We start from the raw sequence: 19,153 nt of genomic DNA on the forward strand, positions 1-19,153 counted from the left end.
CCCTGGCGGCGGTGCACCGGATTCCCCTGGGTGGAGGGGAAGGGTCCCCGGGGGCCGGCCCGCTCGGACGGGAGCGGACCGGCACCTCGGGGGTCAGGGTCAGCCCAGCGAGGCGACGACCTCACGGACCTTGGCGTTGATCTCGGCCGGGATCGGCGCGTAGCCGTTCTCCAGGAGGACCTTCTGGCCCGCGTCCGAGGCGGTGTAGTTGAGGAAGGACTTCACGGTCGGCAGGGTCTCGGCCTTGTTGCCCTTGTCGCAGACGACCTCGTACGTCACCAGCACGAGCGGGTAGGCGCCCTCGGCCTTGGTGGTGTAGTCGAGCTTCAGGGCCAGGTCGGAGCCGGTGCCGGAGATCTTGGCGGCGGAGATGGCCTTGGAGGCGTTCTCGCCGGTGGCCTTGACCGGGGCGGACGCGCCCGTGTTCAGGTCGACCGTCTTGATGCCCTGCGAGGCGGCGAAGGAGAGCTCGAAGTAGCCGATCGCCCCGTCGACCTGCTTGACCTGGGCCGCGACACCGGCGGAGCCGGAGGCGGCCTGGCCGCCGGGGGCGGCCCACTTCTTCGCGGCCTCGTGCGGCCAGGCGTCGGGCGCGGCGGCCTTGAGGTACTTGGTGACGTTCTCGGTGGTGCCCGAGTCGTCGGAGCGGTGGAAGGCCTGGATGGCGGTCGAGGGGAGCGTGACGCCGGGGTTCAGCTTCTTGATCGCCTCGTCGTCCCACTTCTTGATCTTGTCGTTGAAGATGTTGGCGATCGTGGCCGCGTCCAGGTTCAGCTTGTCCACACCGGCGACGTTGAAGCCGAGCGCGATCGGACCGCCGACCATGGGCAGGTCCACGCCCTGGCCACCGGTGCAGATCTTCTTGGACTCCTCGACCTGCTCCGGCTTCAGCGCCGAGTCGGAGCCGGCGAAACCGACGGTGCCCTGGTTGAAGGCGACGATGCCCTCGCCGGAGGAGGAGGACTTGTAGTTGACCTCGACGCCGGAGCAGGCGGCCATGTAGTTCTTGACCCAGATCTCGACCGCGTTCTTCTGCGCGGAAGAGCCCGAGGCCAGGAGCTTGCCCTTGGCCCCGTCGCACTTGATGTCACCGGCGGCGGCCGCCGACGGCTTGCCGGTGGCCGAACCGTTGTCCTTGGTGTTGTCGTCCGAGCCGCACGCCGTGAGGACCAGGGCGCCGGACACGACGAGGGCCCCGAGGGCAGAGGCACGAAGCCGGTTCTTGCGCTGAAGCTTCACTGTCGGGTGTTCCTTCCAGAAGCCGCCGGCCGCTTTCTGTATCGGGGCGGCGTGCGAAGAGGACTACGTCGGGTGCCCGGCCGCGCCGCTCGTCCTGCCCGCGACCCGCACCGTGCACGACTGAAATTAGGCAGAACAGGTGAAGCCGCCGACCGGGGCGAGTGAACGGACGGTGAACCGTGGCGGACGACCCGGTGCACCTGCCCGGTTCCGCACCCCGACGTCATCGGCCGTTATCCACCCGTTACCTCGGCGTGACCGCGTTCGCGCACGTCGCGGGCGCCGGACGCCACGGCGGAAGCCGGCAGCCAGATCCGGCGGAAGTCGTACCGGGCCGCCTCGGCCTCGTGTCGCTGGTCCGCGTGCAGGACGCCCAGGGCGTACGCGGTGGCCGGGGCGATGCGCGGGGTGCGGGCCGCCGTCGCCGAGGCGGCCGCCGCCTCGGCCGCGTCCCGCTGGCGGTCCAGGGCCTCGCCCGCCAAGGCGGGCCGGGTCACCTCCCCGCCCAGCGCCTCCCGCGCGTAGCGGTGGACGCGCAGCAGGCGGCGCACCTCGTGCCAGAGTCCGTCGTGGGCCGCGTCGTACGGGTGCGCGCCGGCGGCCGCGGGCAGGGCGGCCACCGCAGCAGACAGGCGGGTTTCGGCCACCGCTGCCAGCGGTACGAGGACCTCCTCCACCTGCCCCCGGGCCGCGACGGGGTCCAGCGGGACCTCCGAGGCCAGCACCGCCACCGCGTCCGCGACGGCGTGGAAGCGCGCCGAGCCGAGCGCCTGGAGGGTCGCCGAATGCGCGCGGGCCCGCGCCAGGGTCAGCTGGCGCTCCAGCAGTGCGCCCGCGCGCGCCGAGCCCACCGTGAGGGCGCCCGCCGTGCCGCGCTGCGCCGGGACCTCGCACGATCCTGACAAGCGGTGCAGCGCGTCCATCAGCCGGGCCAGCCGGGAGGCGTACGCGTGCTCGTCCGCCAGGGTCGAGGACAGCCACACCAGCTCGGTGCGCAGACCGTCCGCCCAGGCGGATTCCGTCACCCCTCGGAAGGTGGCCAGGGATCCGCTGATCCGTCGCGCGGCCCCCCGCAGGCTGCGCGCCGCCTCGGTCCCGTCCGCGGCGTCGCCGCCGGGCCCGCCGGCCGCGCTCTGTGCGCACAGGCGCATCGCGCGCAGGAAAGCGGTGGCCTGGGAGCGCAGGTACGTGCCGAGCACGTCACCCGCGCCGGCCATCGGTTCATGGTTTGGCTGAGCCACGCCGGCGCCTCCGGGCGTCTATGAGCATCTCCTGAACGTGCCGCAGCGGCTGGCCTTCCGCATCGGTGCTGTGCCGGGTCCATTCGCCGTCCGGGCCCAGGTGCCAGGAGGAGGTCAGGTCGGACATCCCGGTTTCCAGCATCCGGTCCAGTGCCGCGCGGTGGGCCGGGTCGGCGACCCTGACCAGTGCCTCGATGCGGCGGTCGAGGTTGCGGTGCATCATGTCGGCGCTGCCGATCCACACTTCGGGTTCGCCGCCGTTGCCGAAGGCGAAGACCCGGGAGTGCTCCAGGAAGCGCCCGAGGATGGAGCGGACCCGGATGTTCTCCGAGAGCCCGGTGACCCCGGGGCGCACCGCGCAGATGCCGCGGACCCAGATGTCGATGGGCACGCCCGCCTGGGAGGCCCGGTAGAGCGCGTCGATGAGGGCTTCGTCGACGATCGAGTTCATCTTCAGGCGCACGGACGCGGGGCGGCCGGCCCGGTGGTGGTCGGCCTCCTTGTCGATCCGCGCTATGAGACCGTCGCGCAGCGAGCGCGGGGCGACCATCAGCCGCCGGTAGGTCTCGCGGCGCGAGTATCCGGACAGCCGGTTGAAGAGGTCGGAGAGGTCCGCGCCGACCTGCGGATCGGCGGTGAGCAGGCCGAGGTCCTCGTAGAGCCGGGCGGTCTTGGGGTGGTAGTTGCCGGTGCCCACGTGCGAGTAGCGGCGCAGCTGGTCGCCTTCCTGGCGGACCACGAGGGACAGCTTGCAGTGGGTCTTCAGGCCGACGAGCCCGTAGACGACGTGGCAGCCGGACTCCTCCAGCTTGCGCGCCCATTTGATGTTGGCCCGCTCGTCGAAGCGGGCCTTGATCTCGACGAGTACGAGGACCTGCTTGCCGGATTCGGCGGCGTCGGTCAGGGCGTCGACGATGGGGGAGTCGCCGGAGGTGCGGTAGAGCGTCTGCTTGATGGCCAGGACGTCCGGGTCGGCGGCGGCCTGCTCCAGGAAGGCCTGCACCGAGGTGGAGAAGGAGTCGTAGGGGTGGTGCAGCAGGACGTCCCGCTCGCGCAGCGCGGCGAAGATGTCCGGCGCGGACGCGGACTCGACCTCCGCCAGGTCCCGGTGGGTGCCGGCGATGAACTTGGGGTACTTCAGCTCGGGCCGGTCCAGGGAGGCGATCCCGAAGAGGGCGGTCAGATCGAGCGGGCCGGGCAGCGGGTAGACCTCGGAGGCGTCCACGTTCAGCTCCTGGACCAGCAGGTCCAGGACTCCCGGGTCGATGGACTCCTCGACCTCCAGGCGCACGGGCGGCCCGAAGCGGCGCCGCATCAGCTCCTTCTCCAGGGCCTGGAGGAGGTTTTCGGCGTCATCCTCCTCCACCTCCAGGTCCTCGTTGCGGGTCACGCGGAACATGTGGTGCGCGAGCACCTCCATGCCGGGGAACAGCTCCTCCAGGTGCGCCGCGATGACGTCCTCCAGCGGGACGTAGCGGTGCGGGGATGCCTCCAGGAAGCGGGAGAGGAGCGGCGGGACCTTGACCCGGGCGAAGTGGCGGTGGCCGCTGACCGGGTTGCGCACGACCACGGCCAGGTTCAGGGAGAGGCCGGAGATGTACGGGAAGGGGTGCGCGGGATCCACGGCCAGCGGGGTCAGGACCGGGAAGATCTGGTTGCGGAAGAGCGTGAAGAGGCGGGCCTGCTCCTTCTCGGTGAGGTCCGGCCAGCGGATGAGGTGGACGTCCTCCTCGGCGAGCGCCGGGCAGATGTCCTGCTGGAAGCAGGCGGCGTGGCGGGCCATGAGCTCGCGCGAGCGCGTCCAGATGAGGTCCAGCACCTCGCGGGGCTGCAGGCCGGACGCGGAGCGGGTGGCGACACCGGTCGCGATGCGCCGTTTGAGGCCGGCGACGCGGACCATGAAGAACTCGTCGAGGTTGCTCGCGAAGATCGCCAGGAAGTTGGCGCGCTCCAGGAGCGGGGTCGTCGGGTCCTCGGCGAGCTCCAGCACCCGCTCGTTGAAGGCGAGCCAGCTGCGTTCCCGGTCGAGGAAGCGGCCCGGGGGGAGCTCCCCGCCGTCCTTGTCGTCGTAGGCGTCGAGATCGGCGTCGAGGTCGGGTTCGAGGTCGACGTGGGGACGGTGCGCCGATATGGAGCCGAGACGGGCGTGTGCGCCGGTGACGGCGTTGCCGGGGCCCGGGCCGGCCGGGCCCGTGGCGGAGGGACGGGTCGGGTGCTGTGCGGGGACCTCGGTGGGGCCTGCGCTGGGCTGGTGGCTCATGACTCCATTCTTCCGCGCACGGGGCAGGACAGGCGCGTCGGAAGCGTCGGCTGTCAGCCGGAGTCGGGGATGCATGGGGGGAGACTCGCAAGCGCGTCTTAATGCCCGGTGAATGGCGCGTGGCATCCCGGGTCGAGCTGTTCCGTCGGTGTCGGTGTCGGTGTCGGTGTCGGCGTCGGCGTCTGCGTCGGCGTCGGCGTCTGCGCCGGGGCCGGGGCCGGGCGGACCCCCCTGCGGGGACGCCACACCGGGGGGCCGGGCGCCCGGGGGCCCGTGGCCCCCGCGCCCCGCGTTCCCGGGCCCCGCGTTCCCGCGCCTCGCGTTCCGTTCCCGGGGTTCCCTGCCTTTGGGCGGGTCCGCCCAGCCCCCGGGTCTGCGGCACACTGCGCGCCCCGGGGCTGGGGGTTTGCCGCGCCTGCGCGCCCCGCCCTTCGTGGCGTCGGCGGGGCGGGGCGCCGGGGGCGGGCGGGGTCAGCTTTCCGTGCGGTACATCAGGTCCACCTCGTGGGTGGTGAAGCCGAGGCCCTCGTAGACGGCCAGGGCCGCCGGGTTGTCGGCGTCCACGTACAGCATCGCCGTCGGCAGACCCTGCGCGGCCAGGTGGCGCAGGCCGATCGCCGTCAGGGCCTTGCCGAGGCCGCCGCCCTGGGCGTCCGGGCGGACGCCGACCACGTAGACCTCGCCGAGCCGCTCCGCCGCGTGGACCTTCGTCCAGTGGAAGCCGACCAGCTCTCCGCCCCGCTCGGCGAGGAAGAAGCCCTCGGGGTCGAACCAGGCCTGCGCGATCCGGTCGTCCAGGTCCCGCTGGGTCAGGGAGCCCTGCTCGGGGTGGTGGGCGAAGGCCGCCGCGTTCGCCGCGAGCCAGGCCGCGTCATCCGCCCCGGGCACGAAGGCCCGTACGGTCACCCCCTGCGGAAGCACCGCCTCCGGCAGTGGGTCCGCGTCCGCGCCGAGCGGCCGGCGCAGCTGGCGCAGCTCGCGGAAGAGGGTCAGGCCGAGCACCTGCGCGAGGTGCCGGGCGGCCGGCTTGCCGCCGTGCGCCCACACCCGGATCCGCTTGCCGGAGGCGGCCAGCAGGGCCGTGCCCAGCGCCCGCCCGTGGCCGCGGCCGCGCAGCGCCGGGTGGACGACGAGCTCGGCTGCCGGGGCCTCCACCGGGTCGGTGTCCTCCAGCTGCCCGTATCCGGCGAGCCGGCCGCCCTGGGTCAGCAGGAGGTGCCGGACCCCCTCGCGGGGCCCGCCGCGCAGCCGGAGCCGTCCCTGCTCGGAGACGGCGGTGGTGCCGTCGCTCCCCGCCGCTTCGTCGATCAGGGCGAGTACGGCCGCGGCCTGTTCCTCCGTCAGCTCGTCGAGCGTGTCAATCTGCCGTCCCGGCTCCAGGGCCGCTGCTGCGTCAGTCATGGCACGAGCCTACGACCGCGGCGGCCACGTGGCGGAGTACGGCCGCGGCGTCGGTCCGCCTTCTGCGCGTAACCACCTCGATACCCGCTACCCCCTGTCGTGCTACGCGCGTTGACCATAGGCTTCGGCGGACCTCCCAGTTATCGCTGTCCGCAAAGGGGATTCAATGTCAGCGACGCCACAACGGCACCTCCGAGCCCGCCGGTTGACCCTCGCCGCCCTCGCCGTCACGGCCGGGGCCGGGGCGATGGTGGCCGCCGCACTGCCGGCCGGTGCCGCGAGTGGTGGCGGCGGTGCCAAGAGCCGGACCGTCGATGTGCAGATGCTGTCGTTCAACGACTTCCACGGCACGCTGGAGCCCCCGCAGGGCTCCTCCGGCAACGTGACCGAACGTCAGGCCGACGGCACCACCAAGGCCATACCCGCGGGCGGTGTCGAGTACCTCGCGACCAGCCTGCGCGAGGCCCGCAAGGGCCACGAGTACTCCGTCACCGCCGCGGCCGGCGACATGATCGGCGCCAGCCCCATGCTGTCCGGGCTCTTCCACGACGAGCCGACCATCGAGGCGCTGAACAAGCTCGACCTGGACGTCACCAGCGTCGGCAACCACGAGTTCGACGAGGGCCGGGCCGAGCTGCGCCGCATGGCGTACGGCGGCTGCCACCCGGTCGAAGGCTGCTTCGAGCCGGGCAAGGAGTTCACGGGCTCCGAGTTCCAGTACCTGGCCGCGAACGTCATGGACGAGAAGACCAAGCGCCCGCTGATGTCGCCGACTTTCATCTGGAAGAAGGGCGACGTCAGGATCGGCTTCATCGGCGTGACCCTGGAGGGCACTCCGGACGTCGTGACCGCCGAGGGCGTCAAGGGCCTGAAGTTCGGCGACGAGGTCGAGACGATCAACAAGTACGCCGCCGAGCTGAACAAGCAGGGCGTGAAGTCGATCGTGGCGCTGATCCACGAGGGCGGTCTGCCCGCGAACGGCGCCTACAACTACGACTGCGACGTCCCGGGTGCGGGCGCCGGCATCTCCGGCGCGATCGTGGACATCGCCAAGAACGTGGACCCGAAGGTCGACGCGGTGGTGACCGGCCACACCCACCAGGCGTACGCCTGCAACATCCCCGACCCGGCGGGCAACCCGCGCACGGTCACCTCGGCCGCCTCCATCGGGCGCCTGTACACGGACACGACCCTCACCTACGACCGGCAGACCAAGGACATCGTCCGTACGCCGGTCAGCTCGCCGAAGCCGGTCAACAAGGTCGTGAACCGCGAGCAGCCCAAGGCGGCGGACATGTCCGAGCTGATCAGCCGCTGGAAGACGCTGGCGGACCCGATCGCGGGCCGTCCCCAGGGCTTCATCTCCGCCGACATCCAGGGCCGCGGCTCGGAGGCGTACGAGAAGCCGCTCGGCGACCTGATCGCCGACGCACAGCTGGAGGCGCTGTCCCCGGCGGACAAGGGCGGCGCGCAGCTGGCCCTCATGAACCCGGGCGGCATCCGCTCGGACCTCGCCTACAAGGCTTCGGGTGAGGAGGGCGACGGCGTGGTCACCTACGGCGAGTCCTTCACCGTCCAGCCGTTCACCAACATGATGAACGTCGTGGACCTGACCGGCGCCCAGCTTCTCACCGCGCTCCAGCAGCAGGTCAGCGGGCCGGTCAACGGCGCGAACCCGAAGATCCTCCAGGTGTCGAAGGGCTTCACGTACACCCTGGACATGACGAAGTCGGGCGGGGACCGCGTCGTCGTGGACTCGGTGCGCCTCGGTGGCGCGCCGATCGACCCGGCGAAGACCTACCGGGTCGCGATGAACGAGTTCCTGGCGGGTGGCGGCGACGGCTTCACCGTCCTGAAGGAGCACAAGAACAAGCTGGTGGGCGCCTCCGACCTGGACTGCTTCAACGCCTACCTGACGAACAACTCCTCGGCGGCGGCCCCGATCGCCCCGCCGGCGGCGAACCGGATCACCGTCGTCAAGTAGCGGCGAGCGCGTACGGTACGCCCGGAGGGGCGGTGGGCCCGGCCGGGGGCCCGCCGCCCCTCCGGCGTTCCCGGCCGGGGGCGGCGGTGCTCAGAGGTCCGCGAGGAACGTACGGACGGCTTCGGCGAAGCCCTGCGGGTCCTGGAACGGCACGAAGTGCTCGGTGTCGAGGCCCGCGTACGAGGTCCCCGGGCGCCGGGCGACCATCGCGTCGGCCAGCTCCTGCGGGAGCACGGCGCTGCGCCTGCCGTGGACCAGCAGCGCCGGGCAGGTGCTGGCGAGCCAGACGTCCCAGCGGGAACCGTCGCCCTCGGCGAGGGTGGCCAGGGTGGCCCGGGGGTGGAAGGGCAGCCGCCAGCCCTCTCCACCGGGCAGCGGCCGCAGGAACGGGCCGACGCCCTCGCCGAGCGGACCGAGGGCGGTGACGAGCTCCTCGCGGGTGCGGGCGGTGTACGGCAGGTCGTGGAGGAAGTCCCAGAAGGACGGGCCGTCGGTGCGCGGGCTCTCCACGGGGGCGTCGACGTTGACGAGGGCGCGGACCAGGTCCGGGCGGGCGGCGGCCAGGTGGAAGGCGTTGATCCCGCCGAGCGAGAAGCCGAGCACGGCCACCGGGGCGCCGGGGTCCCGGTGAAGCGGGTGGTCCGGGCCTTGCAGGTCCGGGCGTTGCAGGTGTTCCAGGAGGGCGACCGCGTCCGAGACGTAGCCCTCGCGGCGGTAGTCGGCGGCCAGGTCGGAATCGCCGTGGCCGCGCTGATCGGGGGCGATGACCCGCCACTCGTCGCCGAGGGCGGTGGCCAGGCCGGCGAAATGGGCGCCTTCGGACATGCCGCCGTGGAGGGCGAGGAGCGGCTGGCCGGGACCACCGAAGTCCAGGTAGGACAGGGCGCGCCCACCGATGCGCAGCTCGTGGCGCGTGGCCCCTCGCACCGCCCCCGCGCCGCCGCCGGCCCTCGCGGTACCGCCCGCACCGGGGCCCGCACCGGGGCCCGCACCGGGACCGGCGGCTGCGCCCGTACCGGGACTCGCGTCGCGGCCCGGGCCGCCTCCCACCGGGGGGCTCGCACCTTCGCCCGCGCTCCCGCTCGGCGTTCCGCTCGTGGTTCGGCTCGTGGTCTGGCTCATGGTTCAGCGCTCCCGGTTTCGAGGAGGGGACCTTCCGACACCAGTAGCGTGTCAGTATTTGGGCAGGCGCGCAATACGTTCGTGTAGGGCGGCTGCCCAAAACGGTGCGCGGATACGATCCCGCCATGGGAAATCGCGAGGACCTGCTGGCCGGAGCGCGCCGCTGCCTGGAGGAGAAGGGGTACCTGCGCACCACCGTGCGCGACATCGCCTCCGCGTCGCAGGTGAGCATGGCCGCGATCGGCTACCACTTCGGATCGCGGGAGGCCCTGCTCAACCAGGCGCTGTTCGCGGCCATGGACGAATGGGCCGCGGGAGCCGGCAGGCTCGCCGGGCAGGGCGACACCGCCGAGGAGCGCTACGCCGACACCTGGGACCGCAAGATCCGGGACTTCGGCGACATGCGATGGCTCTGGATCGCCGGTGTCGAGGCGTTCGTGCACGCCCAGTCCTCCCCGGAACTGCTCGCGACCCTGGCCGAGAGCCAGCGCCGCTCCCGCCGCATGGTGGCGGCGCAGCTGCGCGGGGTGCCGCAGGACGCGGTCGGCGAAGACGACGTACGGGCCCTCGGGTCGGTGCACATCGCGCTGCTGAGCGGGGTGATGGTGCAGAGCCTGACCGACCCGGAGCAGACCCCGACCGGGCCGCAGATCGTCCAAGGGCTGCGCACGATGGTGGAGTTGCTGGAAAGGTAGCCACTACCGACGGGTAGTAAAGGCGGGTCCCGCACGCCATAATCCGGTCCCACCAACGGGTCGGCAAAGGGGCGGGCATGGGCATGGGCATGGGTCTGGACCGGCGGGCGTTTCTGGCGGGGGCGGGCGCACTGGTGGCCGGTGCCGCGGTGGGGCTGGGGACGGCGGGTCCGGCCGCCGCGCGCACCCTCGCCACCCAGGACTGGATGGCCGGCCTGGCCGACTCCACTGCTTTGCAGCGCATGACGATCCCCGGCACCCACGACTCCGGCGCCCGCCAGGGCGGGCTCTACGTCGCCTGCCAGAACACCTCGATCGCCGGGCAACTGGACTCCGGCATCCGGTTCCTGGACGTGCGCTGCCGGGTGACCGGCGGGTCCTTCGCCATCCACCACGGTTCCTTCTACCAGAACCTGATGTTCGGGGACGTGCTGGTGGACTGCTGGAACTTCCTCGCCGCGCACCCCTCCGAGACCGTCCTGATGCGGCTCAAGCAGGAGTACTCCACGGACAGCGACGCCGCTTTCCGCGCCGTCTTCGACGACTACCTCGACAACCGCGGCTGGCGACCGCTGTTCCGCATCGCCGACGCGTTGCCCACCCTCGGACAGGCGCGCGGCAAGGTGGTGCTGCTCGCCGACAACGGCGGGCTGCCGGGGCTGCGGTACGGCGACGGCAACGTCTTCGACATCCAGGACGACTACAACGCCGAGCCCTTCGCCAAGCGCGGCAAGATCGAGAACCACTTCCGCCGGGCCGTCCAGCAGCCCGGGAAACTCTTCGTGAACTACGCCAGCACCGCCGCGTACATGCCGCCCCGCTGGAACTCCGACCGCCTCAACCCCCAGGTGCACGCCTTCGTCGACGGCGGGGAGATGGCCGGCCGGACCGGCCTCGGAATCGTCCCGATGGACTTCCCCGGCACCCGGTCCGGCCTGGTGGACTCACTGATCCGGCACAACTGACGGGCCGTCCGGCGGCGGGGCCGGCGCCCCCGGGATGCGGAGCACGGCCTCCGTGCCCTGGCCACCGTCGGCCGCCGCCCGCAGCTCGGCGCTCCCGCCGGTGCGGGCGACCGTGCGGGCCACGATCGACAGGCCCAGGCCGCTGCCGGGCAGGGCGCGTGCCGAGGGTGAGCGCCAGAACCGTTCGAAGACGTGGGGCAGGTCCTCCGCCGGGATGCCCGGGCCGCGATCCCGTACGGTCAGTTCGCCCGCCCGCAGCGTCACCTCGACCGCGCCGCCCGGCGGGCTGAACTTCACCGCGTTGTCCAGGACGTTGACGACCGCGCGCTCCAGCGCTGCCGCCTCTCCCCGGACGTACCAGGGCTCCAGCGCCGAGGCGAAGTCCAGCTCAGGACCGCGCAGCCGGGCCCGGGACAGCGCGGCCGCGGTGATCTCGTGCAGGGCCACCACACCCAGCGGCCCGGGGGACACCGCGTCCGGGCGGGACAGTTCCTGGAGGTCACCTATCAGCGCGGCGAGCTCCGTCATCTGCGCCTTGACCGAGGCCAGCAGTTCCCGGCGGTCCTCCGGCGGAATGGGCCGTCCGGTCTCCTCGCTGCGGGCGAGCAGCTCGATGTTGGTGCGCAGGGAGGTGAGGGGGGTGCGCAGCTCGTGCCCGGCGTCCGCGATCAGCTGCGCCTGGCGCTCCTGGGAGGAGGCGAGCGCGGCCGTCATGGAGTTGAAGGACCGCGACAGGCGGGCGATCTCGTCGTCTCCCCGGTCGGGGATCCGCACGTTCAGGTCCTCGGTCCGGGCGATGTGCTCGACGGCGCCGGTCAGTTCGTCGACCGGCCGCAGGCCCGTCCGGGCCACCCACAGCCCGGCCGCGCCGGCTCCGACCACGCCGACGCCCGAGACGAAGAGGAGCACCCAGGCCAGCGTGGACAGCGGCCGGTCGATGTCGGCCAGGGGTTTGGCGACGGACAGGGCGGCGGCCCGGCCGTCCAGCAGGGCGGGCTGGGTGTAGACCCGGACCGCGACCCCGTCGGTGGTGGTCGCGTCGTAGGGGGTGGCCTCGCGCCTGCGCTGGGCCACCTGGAGGTCGGTGTCGCTGATGCGCAGGGTGCTGCGGCCGTCGACCCAGCAGTGGCCGCCGTCCGGCAGCACGATCTGCACCTGGGCGCTGAGATTGTTCGCGGGCCGCTCCGGCAGGGTGGTGCCGGAGACACAGCCGAGCGACCGGAACACCTGATTGGCCTGCGCCTCGGCGTTGGTGGACCGCAGCGAGCTGTCCAGCTGGTCGCGGAGCTGGGTGCGCACCATCACCCAGCACACCGCCGCCACGGCGGCCACGGCGAGCGCGACGGCCACCGTGACCAGCAGCGCCAGGCGCGAGCGCAGCGGCAGCGCGCGGAACCGGGCCGCCGGGCTCACTCGGGGCCGCTCTCACCCGCGCGCAGGACGTAGCCCACCCCGCGCACGGTGTGGACGACGCGGGGCTCGCCGCCCGCCTCGGTCTTGCGGCGCAGGTACATCACGTACACGTCCAGGGAGTTGGAGCTGGGTTCGAAGTCGAAGCCCCAGACGGTCTTGAGGATCTGCTCGCGGGTCAGGACCTGGCGCGGGTGGGCCAGGAACATCTCCAGGAGCGTGAATTCGGTACGGGTCAGCTCCACGGGCCGTCCGGCCCGGGTGACCTCGCGGGTCGTGAGGTCCATGCGCAGGTCGCCGAAGGTCAGCGTGTCCTGCGGCCCTTCGGCGCCGGGTCGCGGGGCGGCGTAGGAGCTGCGGCGCAGCAGGGCGCGGACGCGGGCGAAGAGCTCGTCGAGTTCGAAGGGCTTGACGAGGTAGTCGTCGGCCCCCGCGTCGAGGCCGGTGACGCGGTCGCCGACGGTGTCGCGGGCGGTGAGCATCAGGACCGGGGTGACACCGCCGGCCGCGCGCAGCCGGCGGGCCGCCGTCAGACCGTCCATCCGGGGCATCTGGATGTCGAGGACGATCAGGTCGGGGGCGTAGGAGGCCGCCTTGTCGAGGGCGTCGAGCCCGTCGACGGCGGTCTGCACGGCGTACCCCTCGAAGGCGAGGCTGCGGCGCAGGGCCTCGCGTACGGCCGGCTCGTCGTCGACGACGAGGATCCGCGCTTCGCCTTCGGCGGCGTTCATGATGGCTCCCCCATGGTGGTTCGTGGCCGGCGGCCGGGCGGGAGGCGTCTCCCGCCGAGGTCTTCCCCCAGCGTCGCACGCGGGCGGCGGCGGCCCGGCCGGGCCGGCGTGCGGCATGCGCAGTGCGTGCCCGTGCGGTGGACGCGCGGGCCGCGGGCGGGCGTGCGGACGGCATGCGGTGGACGGGGCCGGCTGCGGGCGGGTGTGCGGGCTGAGACGGGCATGCGGGCCGGCGGGTGTGCGGCCCGCGGTGGGCGGGGTCCGCGGCGTCCGTCAGAACGTGTTGCCCAGACCCCCGGCGCCGGAGCCGCCGCCGTCGGTGCCGGAGGCGCCCCCGGTGCCGCCGGAGCCACCCTTGCGCAGGGAGTCCAGGTCGGCCTTGATCGTGTTGACCGGGATCGCGAAGCCGAGGCCGACGCTGCCCGCGCTGCCGCTGCCGCTGGAGGGCGAGTAGATCGCGGAGGGCATGCCCACGATCTGGCCGTTCATGTTGACGAGGGCGCCGCCCGAATTGCCCGGGTTGAGCGAGGCGTCCGTCTGGATGGCCTTGTAGGAGGTGGTGTCCGAGCCGGTGTCGCCGTTGAACTGCCTGCCGCCGTAGGAGAAGGGGAAGCCGCCGTCCTGCGGCGGGTCGCTCTGCGGCGACTGCTGCTCCGACTTGGGGACGTTCACCTCGCGGTCGAGGGCGGAGACGATGCCGCTGGTGACGGTGCCGGTCAGGCGGTCGGGGGAGCCGATCGCCACGACCTGGTCGCCGACCTTCAGGCCGCCCGAGTCGCCGAGCGCGGCGGGGCGGAGCCCGGTGGCACCCCGGAGCTTGATGAGGGCGAGGTCCTTGTCGGGGTCGGTGCCGACGAGCCCCGCGCTGTACTTCTTGCCGTCGCTCATCGTCACCTGGATCTCGGAGGCGCCGCTGACGACGTGGTTGTTGGTGACGATCTCGCCGTCGGCGGTCAGGACGATGCCGGAGCCGGTGCCCTGGCCGGATCCGGTCCGGGTGTCGATGCGGACCACGGAGGGGCTGACCTGCTCGGAGACCCCGGAGACGGTGCCGGTGGCGGACTGCGAGACGTTGGTGCCGCTGACGCCGGCGGGCGCGCCGGGCCGGGCGCCCATCAGTTCCTGGACCGCGGCCGCGGTGCCGCCGCCGATCACGGCCGCCGCGATGGCCACGGCGGCGAGGAGTGCGACCGGCTTCCTGGCGCGGGGGGCGGGTGCGGCGGCGTGGGCGGGCTCCTGCCGGCCGGCTCCGCCCCACCCGGCCCACGAACCCCCGTCGCCGCGGGCGTCGGACCCGGCGGGGACCGTCTCGCCCTGGATGACCGGGGGCCGGTGCGGCTCGTGCCAGGCGGGGGCGGCGGGCGGGTACGCGGGCGGCGGGGGGTACGCCCCCGCCGCGGTGTCCTGCGCCGGCCACTCGTGACCCGGCTGCCGGTCAGCCCCGAACGGGGGGCGGCGGGCCGGGAAGTTCTCCTGCGGGTACTCGCCTTCGCGGCGGGAGCTCTCGGTCATGGTGACGACTCTGTCCGCCGATCATGAGAGCTACCTGAAGCCGACCTGAGAAGCCGGACAGAACCGCGTATGCCCCATATAAGGGTGTCGGCTAGCGGCAGCCGCAGGAACGGCGGATCACCAGGGCCGACGGGAACTGCTTGAGCCGTTCGCGGCGCGAGCCGGCCACCCGCAGGGCGTCGTCCAGGACCAGGTCCACGGCCGCCCGGGCCATCGCCGGGCGGTCGGAGGCGATGGTGGTGAGCGGCGGGTCCGTCAGGGCCGCTTCCTTCACGTCGTCGAAGCCGGCCACGGCCAGCTCCCCGGGCACGTCGATGCGCAGCTCCCGAGCGGCCCGCAGGACACCGATGGCCTGGTCGTCCGTGGCGCAGAAGATCGCCGGCGGGCGGTCCGGCCCGGACAGCACCTCCAGGGCGACCCGGTAGGCGTCGTAGCGGTTGTACGGGGCCTCGAAGAGCCGGCCCTCCACCGAGCGCCCGGCCTCCAGCATCGCCCGGCGCCAGCCCTCGACGTGGTCCGCGACCGGGTCGCCGACCGAGGGGGTGTTCTCGACCCCGCCGATGCAGGCCACGTACGGGTGCCCGTGCTCCAGCAGGTGGCGGGTGGCGAGCTGCGCGCCGCCGATGTCGTCGGTGATCACCGCGACGTCGTCGATCGCCTCGGGCCGCTCGTGCAGCAGCACGATCCGCGCGTCCCACGCCTCGATCTCCGAAGCCGCCCGCTCACTCATGCCCTGGCTGACCAGGATCAGGCCCGAGACCCGCATGCCGAGGAAGGCACGCAGGTAGTGGACCTCGCGTTCGTCGCGGTAGTCGGAGTTGCCGACCAGGACCATCTTCCCGCGCTCGGCGGCGGCCTGCTCGACCGCGTGCGCCATCTCCGCGAAGAACGGCTGGCGGGCGTCGGGGACGATCATGCCTATGAGGTCGGTGCGCCGGGAGGCCATCGCCTGGGCGACCCGGTCCGGGCGGTAGCCCAGATCCTTGATCGCGGCGAGGACACGCTCGCGCGTGGCCGGGGCAACCGGCCGGGGTCCGTTGTTGATGACGTAGCTCACGACGGCGGTAGAGGTACCCGCAAGTCGCGCCACGTCATCCCGCGTCACCTTGGCCACGCGCGGCAGTCTACGCGGGGTGACCTAGCTCTGGGCAGGGCGTCCTGCCGACTGGATGGCCACAGGGTCCTGCGCCGGCCGGGTGACGGTCGCGGGGGCCGTCTTGGGGGCGGTCGCGGCGGCCGGCGCGGCGGCCCGGGCTGCCGCCTGGGCCGCGGCTTCCGCAGCCGCCCGCTCGACCTTCTCCGGTGTGACGAAGCGGTAGCCGACGTTGCGGACCGTGCCGATCAGCGACTCGTGCTCGGGGCCGAGCTTGGCGCGCAGCCGCCGTACGTGGACGTCGACGGTCCGGGTACCGCCGAAGTAGTCGTAGCCCCACACCTCCTGGAGCAGCTGGGCGCGGGTGAAGACCCGGCCCGGGTGCTGCGCCAGGTACTTCAGCAGCTCGAACTCCTTGAAAGTGAGGTCCAGTACCCGCCCCTTGAGCTTGGCGGAGTAGGTCGCCTCGTCCACCGACAGGTCGCCGTTGCGGATCTCCATGGGGGAGTCGTCGGAGCCCAGCTGCTGGCGGCCGGTGGCCAGCCGCAGCCGCGCCTCGACCTCCGCGGGTCCCGCGGTGTCCAGGAGCACGTCGTCGATGCCCCAGTCGGCCGTCACGGCCGCCAGGCCGCCCTCGGTGACGACCAGGATGAGCGGGCAGCCCGGGCCGGTGGAGCGCAGCAGCTGGCACAGCGACCGGACCTGCGGCAGGTCGCGCCGCCCGTCCACGAGGATGACGTCGGCACCCGGCGTGTCCACGAGGGCCGGCCCCTCGGCGGGCGCCACCCGGACGTTGTGCAGCAGCAGGCCGAGTGCGGGCAGCACCTCGGTGGACGGCTGCAGGGCGTTGGTCAGCAGCAGGAGAGAACTCATGCCCGACCACCTGCCCGGGTCGGCCGTTCGAACACGGTTCGCTGATCCATCACGTCGTTCCTCCTCGGTCCCGTCCCGGGGGTACCTCCCAGCGGTGCTGGGGGAGTGCGCGGTACTGCTTCGTACGTGGTGCGGGTGGTGCCGGTGGCGCGGGTGGTGCGTGGTGCCTGTGCGGCGTCCGCCAGGGTCCCGCGCCTGAGGCCCGGAGGGACGCCACTGTTCTCGGTCCGTTCAACGTACTGAAAGCACAAAAGGACCCGGGGGCAACGTTGCCCGGATCCTCTTCGCAGCAGAATAGCCCACTGGCGCTTTCGTGGCCGAGGCTTCTTCCGCACCGACTCTGTGGTTCCTGCCACGCACCTCCCCAGCGTATGTCCTGATTTCACCGGATCGGTGGACCCCCCGGGGGCCGGCCGGGTGCACACGGGGCGCGTGGAGGCACGCGGGGGTGGGGGGCGGGAGGGGTCATCATGGAGGCCGACGGTAGAGAGCCGACGATAGGAGCTGCAGTGGCAACCGGAACCATCCGCTACTGGGCGGCGGCGAAAGCCGCGGCCAAGACGGCGGAGGAGCCGTACTCGGCGCGCACCCTGGCCGAGGCGCTCGACGCCGTGCGGGAACGCCACCCCGGGGAGCTGGCCCGGGTCCTGCTGCGCTGCTCCTTCCTCGTGAACGACGAGCCCGTGGGCAAGCGCCCGCACGATGCCGTCCCGCTGACCGAGGGGGGCACCGTCGAGGTGCTCCCGCCGTTCGCGGGCGGGTGAGCGGAAGCCGATGAGCACGCCTGAAGAACAGCAGCGTCAGCAGGAGCAGCAGCACGCGCAGCAGGAGCACGCGCAGCAGCACCCGCAGCAGGAGCACGCGCAGCAACAGCAGCAGGACCCCTACGGGACCCAGACCTGGCAGTCCGACACCTGGGACACCGGTTACCAGCCGGTCCACCAGCCCCTGGGCACACCGCCGGGACAGCCGGTCGCGCCGGAGGGATGGTTCCGCGACGAGGCACCCGCGGAACCCGCCCAGGCAGGCACCGGCGCGCGATGGCCCGCCGATACCACGGCTCCGCAGGAGGGCGCCTACCACCCGCCCTACCCGGCCCCGGCCCAGCCCCAGCAGCAGAGCGCGCCGGAGGCGTGGTTCCGCGACGGGGTCCCGGCCCCCGCTCCGGCCCAGGACTGGTCCCAGGGCGCGGCCGCCGAGCAGACCGCCTACCTCCCGCCGTACCCGGGCCCGCAGGCGCAGGCGCAGGCCCACGCCCAGGCGCAGGCGCAGGCCCACGCCCCGGCGCAGGCCCAGGGGCAGGCGCAGGCCCACGCCCCGGCGCAGGCCCAGGCCCCGGCGCAGGCCGAGGGCGCCGCCGAGCAGACTGCCTACCTTCCGCCGTACCCGGGCCCGCAGGCGCAGGCGCAGGCGCAGGCGCAGGCGCAGGCGCAGGCGCAGGCCCACGCCCCGGCGCAGGCCGAGGGCGCCGCCGAGCAGACCGCGTACCTGCCGCCCTACCCGGGCCCCGGCGCCCAGGTTCCGGGCCGTGCGCAGGCCCCGGCCGGCGGCGCTGCCGAGCAGACCGCCTACCTGCCGCCCTACCCGGGCCCGGCCCAGCCCCAGCAGCAGGCCGCGCCGGAGGCGTGGTTCCGTGACGGGGCCCAGGCCCCCGCTCCGGCGCAGGACTGGTCCCAGGGCGCGGCGGCCGAGCAGACCGCGTACCTGCCGCCGCAGTCCGCGGCCGAGGCCCCGGCCCCGTCGCCGGTCCCGCTGCCGGAGGAGGAGCCCGCGTACTCCCCGCCCACCCTCGCCGGCAACACCCTGCGCGCCGTCGATCCGGCGCAGGCCCGTGCCGAGGGCCGGTCGCCGATCATCGATCCCGGTCCGCAGCCGGCCGTCCTGACCGCCCTCCTCGGGGTGCTGCTCGCGGTCGCGGCCGCCATCGGGCAGCTCGCCCTGGTCGTCCCGCTGGTCGTCCTCCAGGGGCTGACCGCGGCCGGCTGGTTCCGTCTCAACGGCATGTGGCCGGCCCGCCAGGGCATCGCCCTCGCCTTCGCCGGAGCCCTGGTCGCGGACGTGGCCGTGCTCGCGGTGGACGAGCCGTACGGCCCCGGCGCGATCATCGGCACCCTCGGCGCCTGGGTGCTTCTCACCCTCGTCCTCCAGCTGCGCAGCCATGCCGACCCCGACGAGCGGATGTACGGCCTGATGGCCTCGGTGGCCTCCGCCGCCCTGGCGGTCGTCTGCGCCGGCTACCTGGCCGCGGACGCCGCCGCCGTCACCGTGGGCGCGGCCTCCGTCGCCGTCGCTGTCTTCGCCCGCGCGCTGCCGCTGCCCACCGCGCCCTCCGTCGGCGTCTCGCTGGCCGCGGCCGCCGGCGCCGGCATCGCGGTCGGCGGCCTGACCTCCGTGGGCGTCGGCGGTGCGCTGATCGGCCTCGCCGCCGGGGTGTGCGCGCTGATCGGCCTGCGCGTGGCGGCGTACGACTACCCGTCGAAGTTCGTCCACATGACGGCCGGCGTGGCGCTGCCGCTGGCCGCCGCCGCCCCGGCGGTCTACCTGATCGGCCGGGTGGTGGGCTGATCCCTGCCCGGCCGGGGCGTGGTCAACTAGAACGCACGTACCGACTAGTAGGGGGAGGACAC

Annotated in this window: 15 protein-coding genes; 5 read left to right on the forward strand and 10 right to left on the reverse strand. The window is 73.3% G+C overall.

Annotation, left to right across the window (positions count from 1 at the left end; translation table 11 throughout):
• Window positions 1–99 precede the first annotated feature (99 nt).
• From pstS to mshD, 4 genes are all read right to left on the reverse strand, one after another.
• Window positions 100–1,239, reverse strand: a complete 1,140-nt coding sequence (pstS, locus tag AMK16_RS32085; RefSeq protein WP_073920862.1) for a phosphate ABC transporter substrate-binding protein PstS — start codon at window positions 1,237–1,239, stop codon at window positions 100–102.
• Window positions 1,240–1,472: 233 nt separating this feature from the next.
• The gene (locus tag AMK16_RS32090; protein WP_073920863.1) at window positions 1,473–2,480 is read right to left on the reverse strand and encodes a CHAD domain-containing protein; all 1,008 of its coding nucleotides are present in this window, start codon (window positions 2,478–2,480) and stop codon (window positions 1,473–1,475) included.
• Complete coding sequence (locus AMK16_RS32095; RefSeq protein WP_073920946.1) at window positions 2,461–4,740, reverse strand: RNA degradosome polyphosphate kinase; 2,280 nt, start codon at window positions 4,738–4,740, stop codon at window positions 2,461–2,463. Before AMK16_RS32095 ends, AMK16_RS32090 begins: the two co-directional genes overlap by 20 nt.
• A gap of 471 nt (window positions 4,741–5,211) precedes the next feature.
• Window positions 5,212–6,141, reverse strand: a complete 930-nt coding sequence (gene mshD, locus AMK16_RS32100; RefSeq protein ID WP_073920864.1) for a mycothiol synthase — start codon at window positions 6,139–6,141, stop codon at window positions 5,212–5,214.
• 166 nt (window positions 6,142–6,307) lie between these two features.
• Between mshD and AMK16_RS32105 the strand changes: the two genes are divergently transcribed.
• The gene (locus AMK16_RS32105) at window positions 6,308–8,125 is read left to right on the forward strand and encodes a bifunctional metallophosphatase/5'-nucleotidase (RefSeq protein ID WP_073920865.1); all 1,818 of its coding nucleotides are present in this window, start codon (window positions 6,308–6,310) and stop codon (window positions 8,123–8,125) included.
• A 90-nt stretch (window positions 8,126–8,215) separates the two neighbouring features.
• Here AMK16_RS32105 and AMK16_RS32110 read toward each other — a convergent pair whose 3' ends face one another.
• Window positions 8,216–9,052, reverse strand: a complete 837-nt coding sequence (locus AMK16_RS32110) for an alpha/beta fold hydrolase (protein ID WP_073920947.1) — start codon at window positions 9,050–9,052, stop codon at window positions 8,216–8,218.
• Window positions 9,053–9,372: 320 nt separating this feature from the next.
• Here AMK16_RS32110 and AMK16_RS32115 point away from each other — a divergent pair, with 320 nt between their 5' ends.
• Together AMK16_RS32115 and AMK16_RS32120 are read left to right on the forward strand one after the other, a co-directional pair.
• Window positions 9,373–9,942, forward strand: a complete 570-nt coding sequence (locus AMK16_RS32115; protein ID WP_073920866.1) for a TetR/AcrR family transcriptional regulator — start codon at window positions 9,373–9,375, stop codon at window positions 9,940–9,942.
• A gap of 77 nt (window positions 9,943–10,019) precedes the next feature.
• Entirely contained in the window at window positions 10,020–10,907 is an 888-nt protein-coding gene (locus AMK16_RS32120; RefSeq protein ID WP_073920867.1) for a phosphatidylinositol-specific phospholipase C, read from the forward strand.
• Here the strand turns inward: AMK16_RS32120 and AMK16_RS32125 are convergent.
• The 5 genes from AMK16_RS32125 to AMK16_RS32145 form a co-directional block, all read right to left on the reverse strand.
• Complete coding sequence (locus AMK16_RS32125; RefSeq protein ID WP_073920868.1) at window positions 10,887–12,320, reverse strand: sensor histidine kinase; 1,434 nt, start codon at window positions 12,318–12,320, stop codon at window positions 10,887–10,889. The genes AMK16_RS32120 and AMK16_RS32125 overlap by 21 nt on opposite strands.
• A complete protein-coding gene (locus AMK16_RS32130) occupies window positions 12,317–13,048 on the reverse strand; it encodes a response regulator transcription factor (RefSeq protein ID WP_073920869.1) in 732 nt (243 codons plus the stop codon). The genes AMK16_RS32125 and AMK16_RS32130 overlap by 4 nt, the downstream gene beginning before the upstream one ends.
• Window positions 13,049–13,321: 273 nt before the next feature.
• Window positions 13,322–14,560 carry a S1C family serine protease gene (locus AMK16_RS32135; RefSeq protein ID WP_073920870.1) on the reverse strand — a complete coding sequence of 413 codons (1,239 nt, stop codon included), beginning with the start codon at window positions 14,558–14,560 and terminating at the stop codon, window positions 13,322–13,324.
• Between the two features lie 91 nt (window positions 14,561–14,651).
• Window positions 14,652–15,674, reverse strand: a complete 1,023-nt coding sequence (locus AMK16_RS32140) for a LacI family DNA-binding transcriptional regulator (RefSeq protein WP_073920871.1) — start codon at window positions 15,672–15,674, stop codon at window positions 14,652–14,654.
• Between the two features lie 24 nt (window positions 15,675–15,698).
• Window positions 15,699–16,526 (reverse strand): response regulator transcription factor, encoded by an 828-nt coding sequence (locus AMK16_RS32145; protein WP_073920872.1) that lies wholly within the window; start codon window positions 16,524–16,526, stop codon window positions 15,699–15,701.
• 509 nt (window positions 16,527–17,035) lie between these two features.
• On the opposite strand from AMK16_RS32145, the gene AMK16_RS32150 reads away from it, so the two are divergent.
• Together AMK16_RS32150 and AMK16_RS32155 are read left to right on the forward strand one after the other, a co-directional pair.
• Complete coding sequence (locus tag AMK16_RS32150; protein ID WP_073920873.1) at window positions 17,036–17,290, forward strand: MoaD/ThiS family protein; 255 nt, start codon at window positions 17,036–17,038, stop codon at window positions 17,288–17,290.
• A gap of 10 nt (window positions 17,291–17,300) precedes the next feature.
• Window positions 17,301–19,091 carry a hypothetical protein gene (locus AMK16_RS32155; RefSeq protein WP_073920874.1) on the forward strand — a complete coding sequence of 597 codons (1,791 nt, stop codon included), beginning with the start codon at window positions 17,301–17,303 and terminating at the stop codon, window positions 19,089–19,091.
• Window positions 19,092–19,153 lie beyond the last annotated feature (62 nt).

Source organism: Streptomyces sp. CB00455, from assembly GCF_001905445.1.
GTDB lineage: Bacteria > Actinomycetota > Actinomycetes > Streptomycetales > Streptomycetaceae > Streptomyces.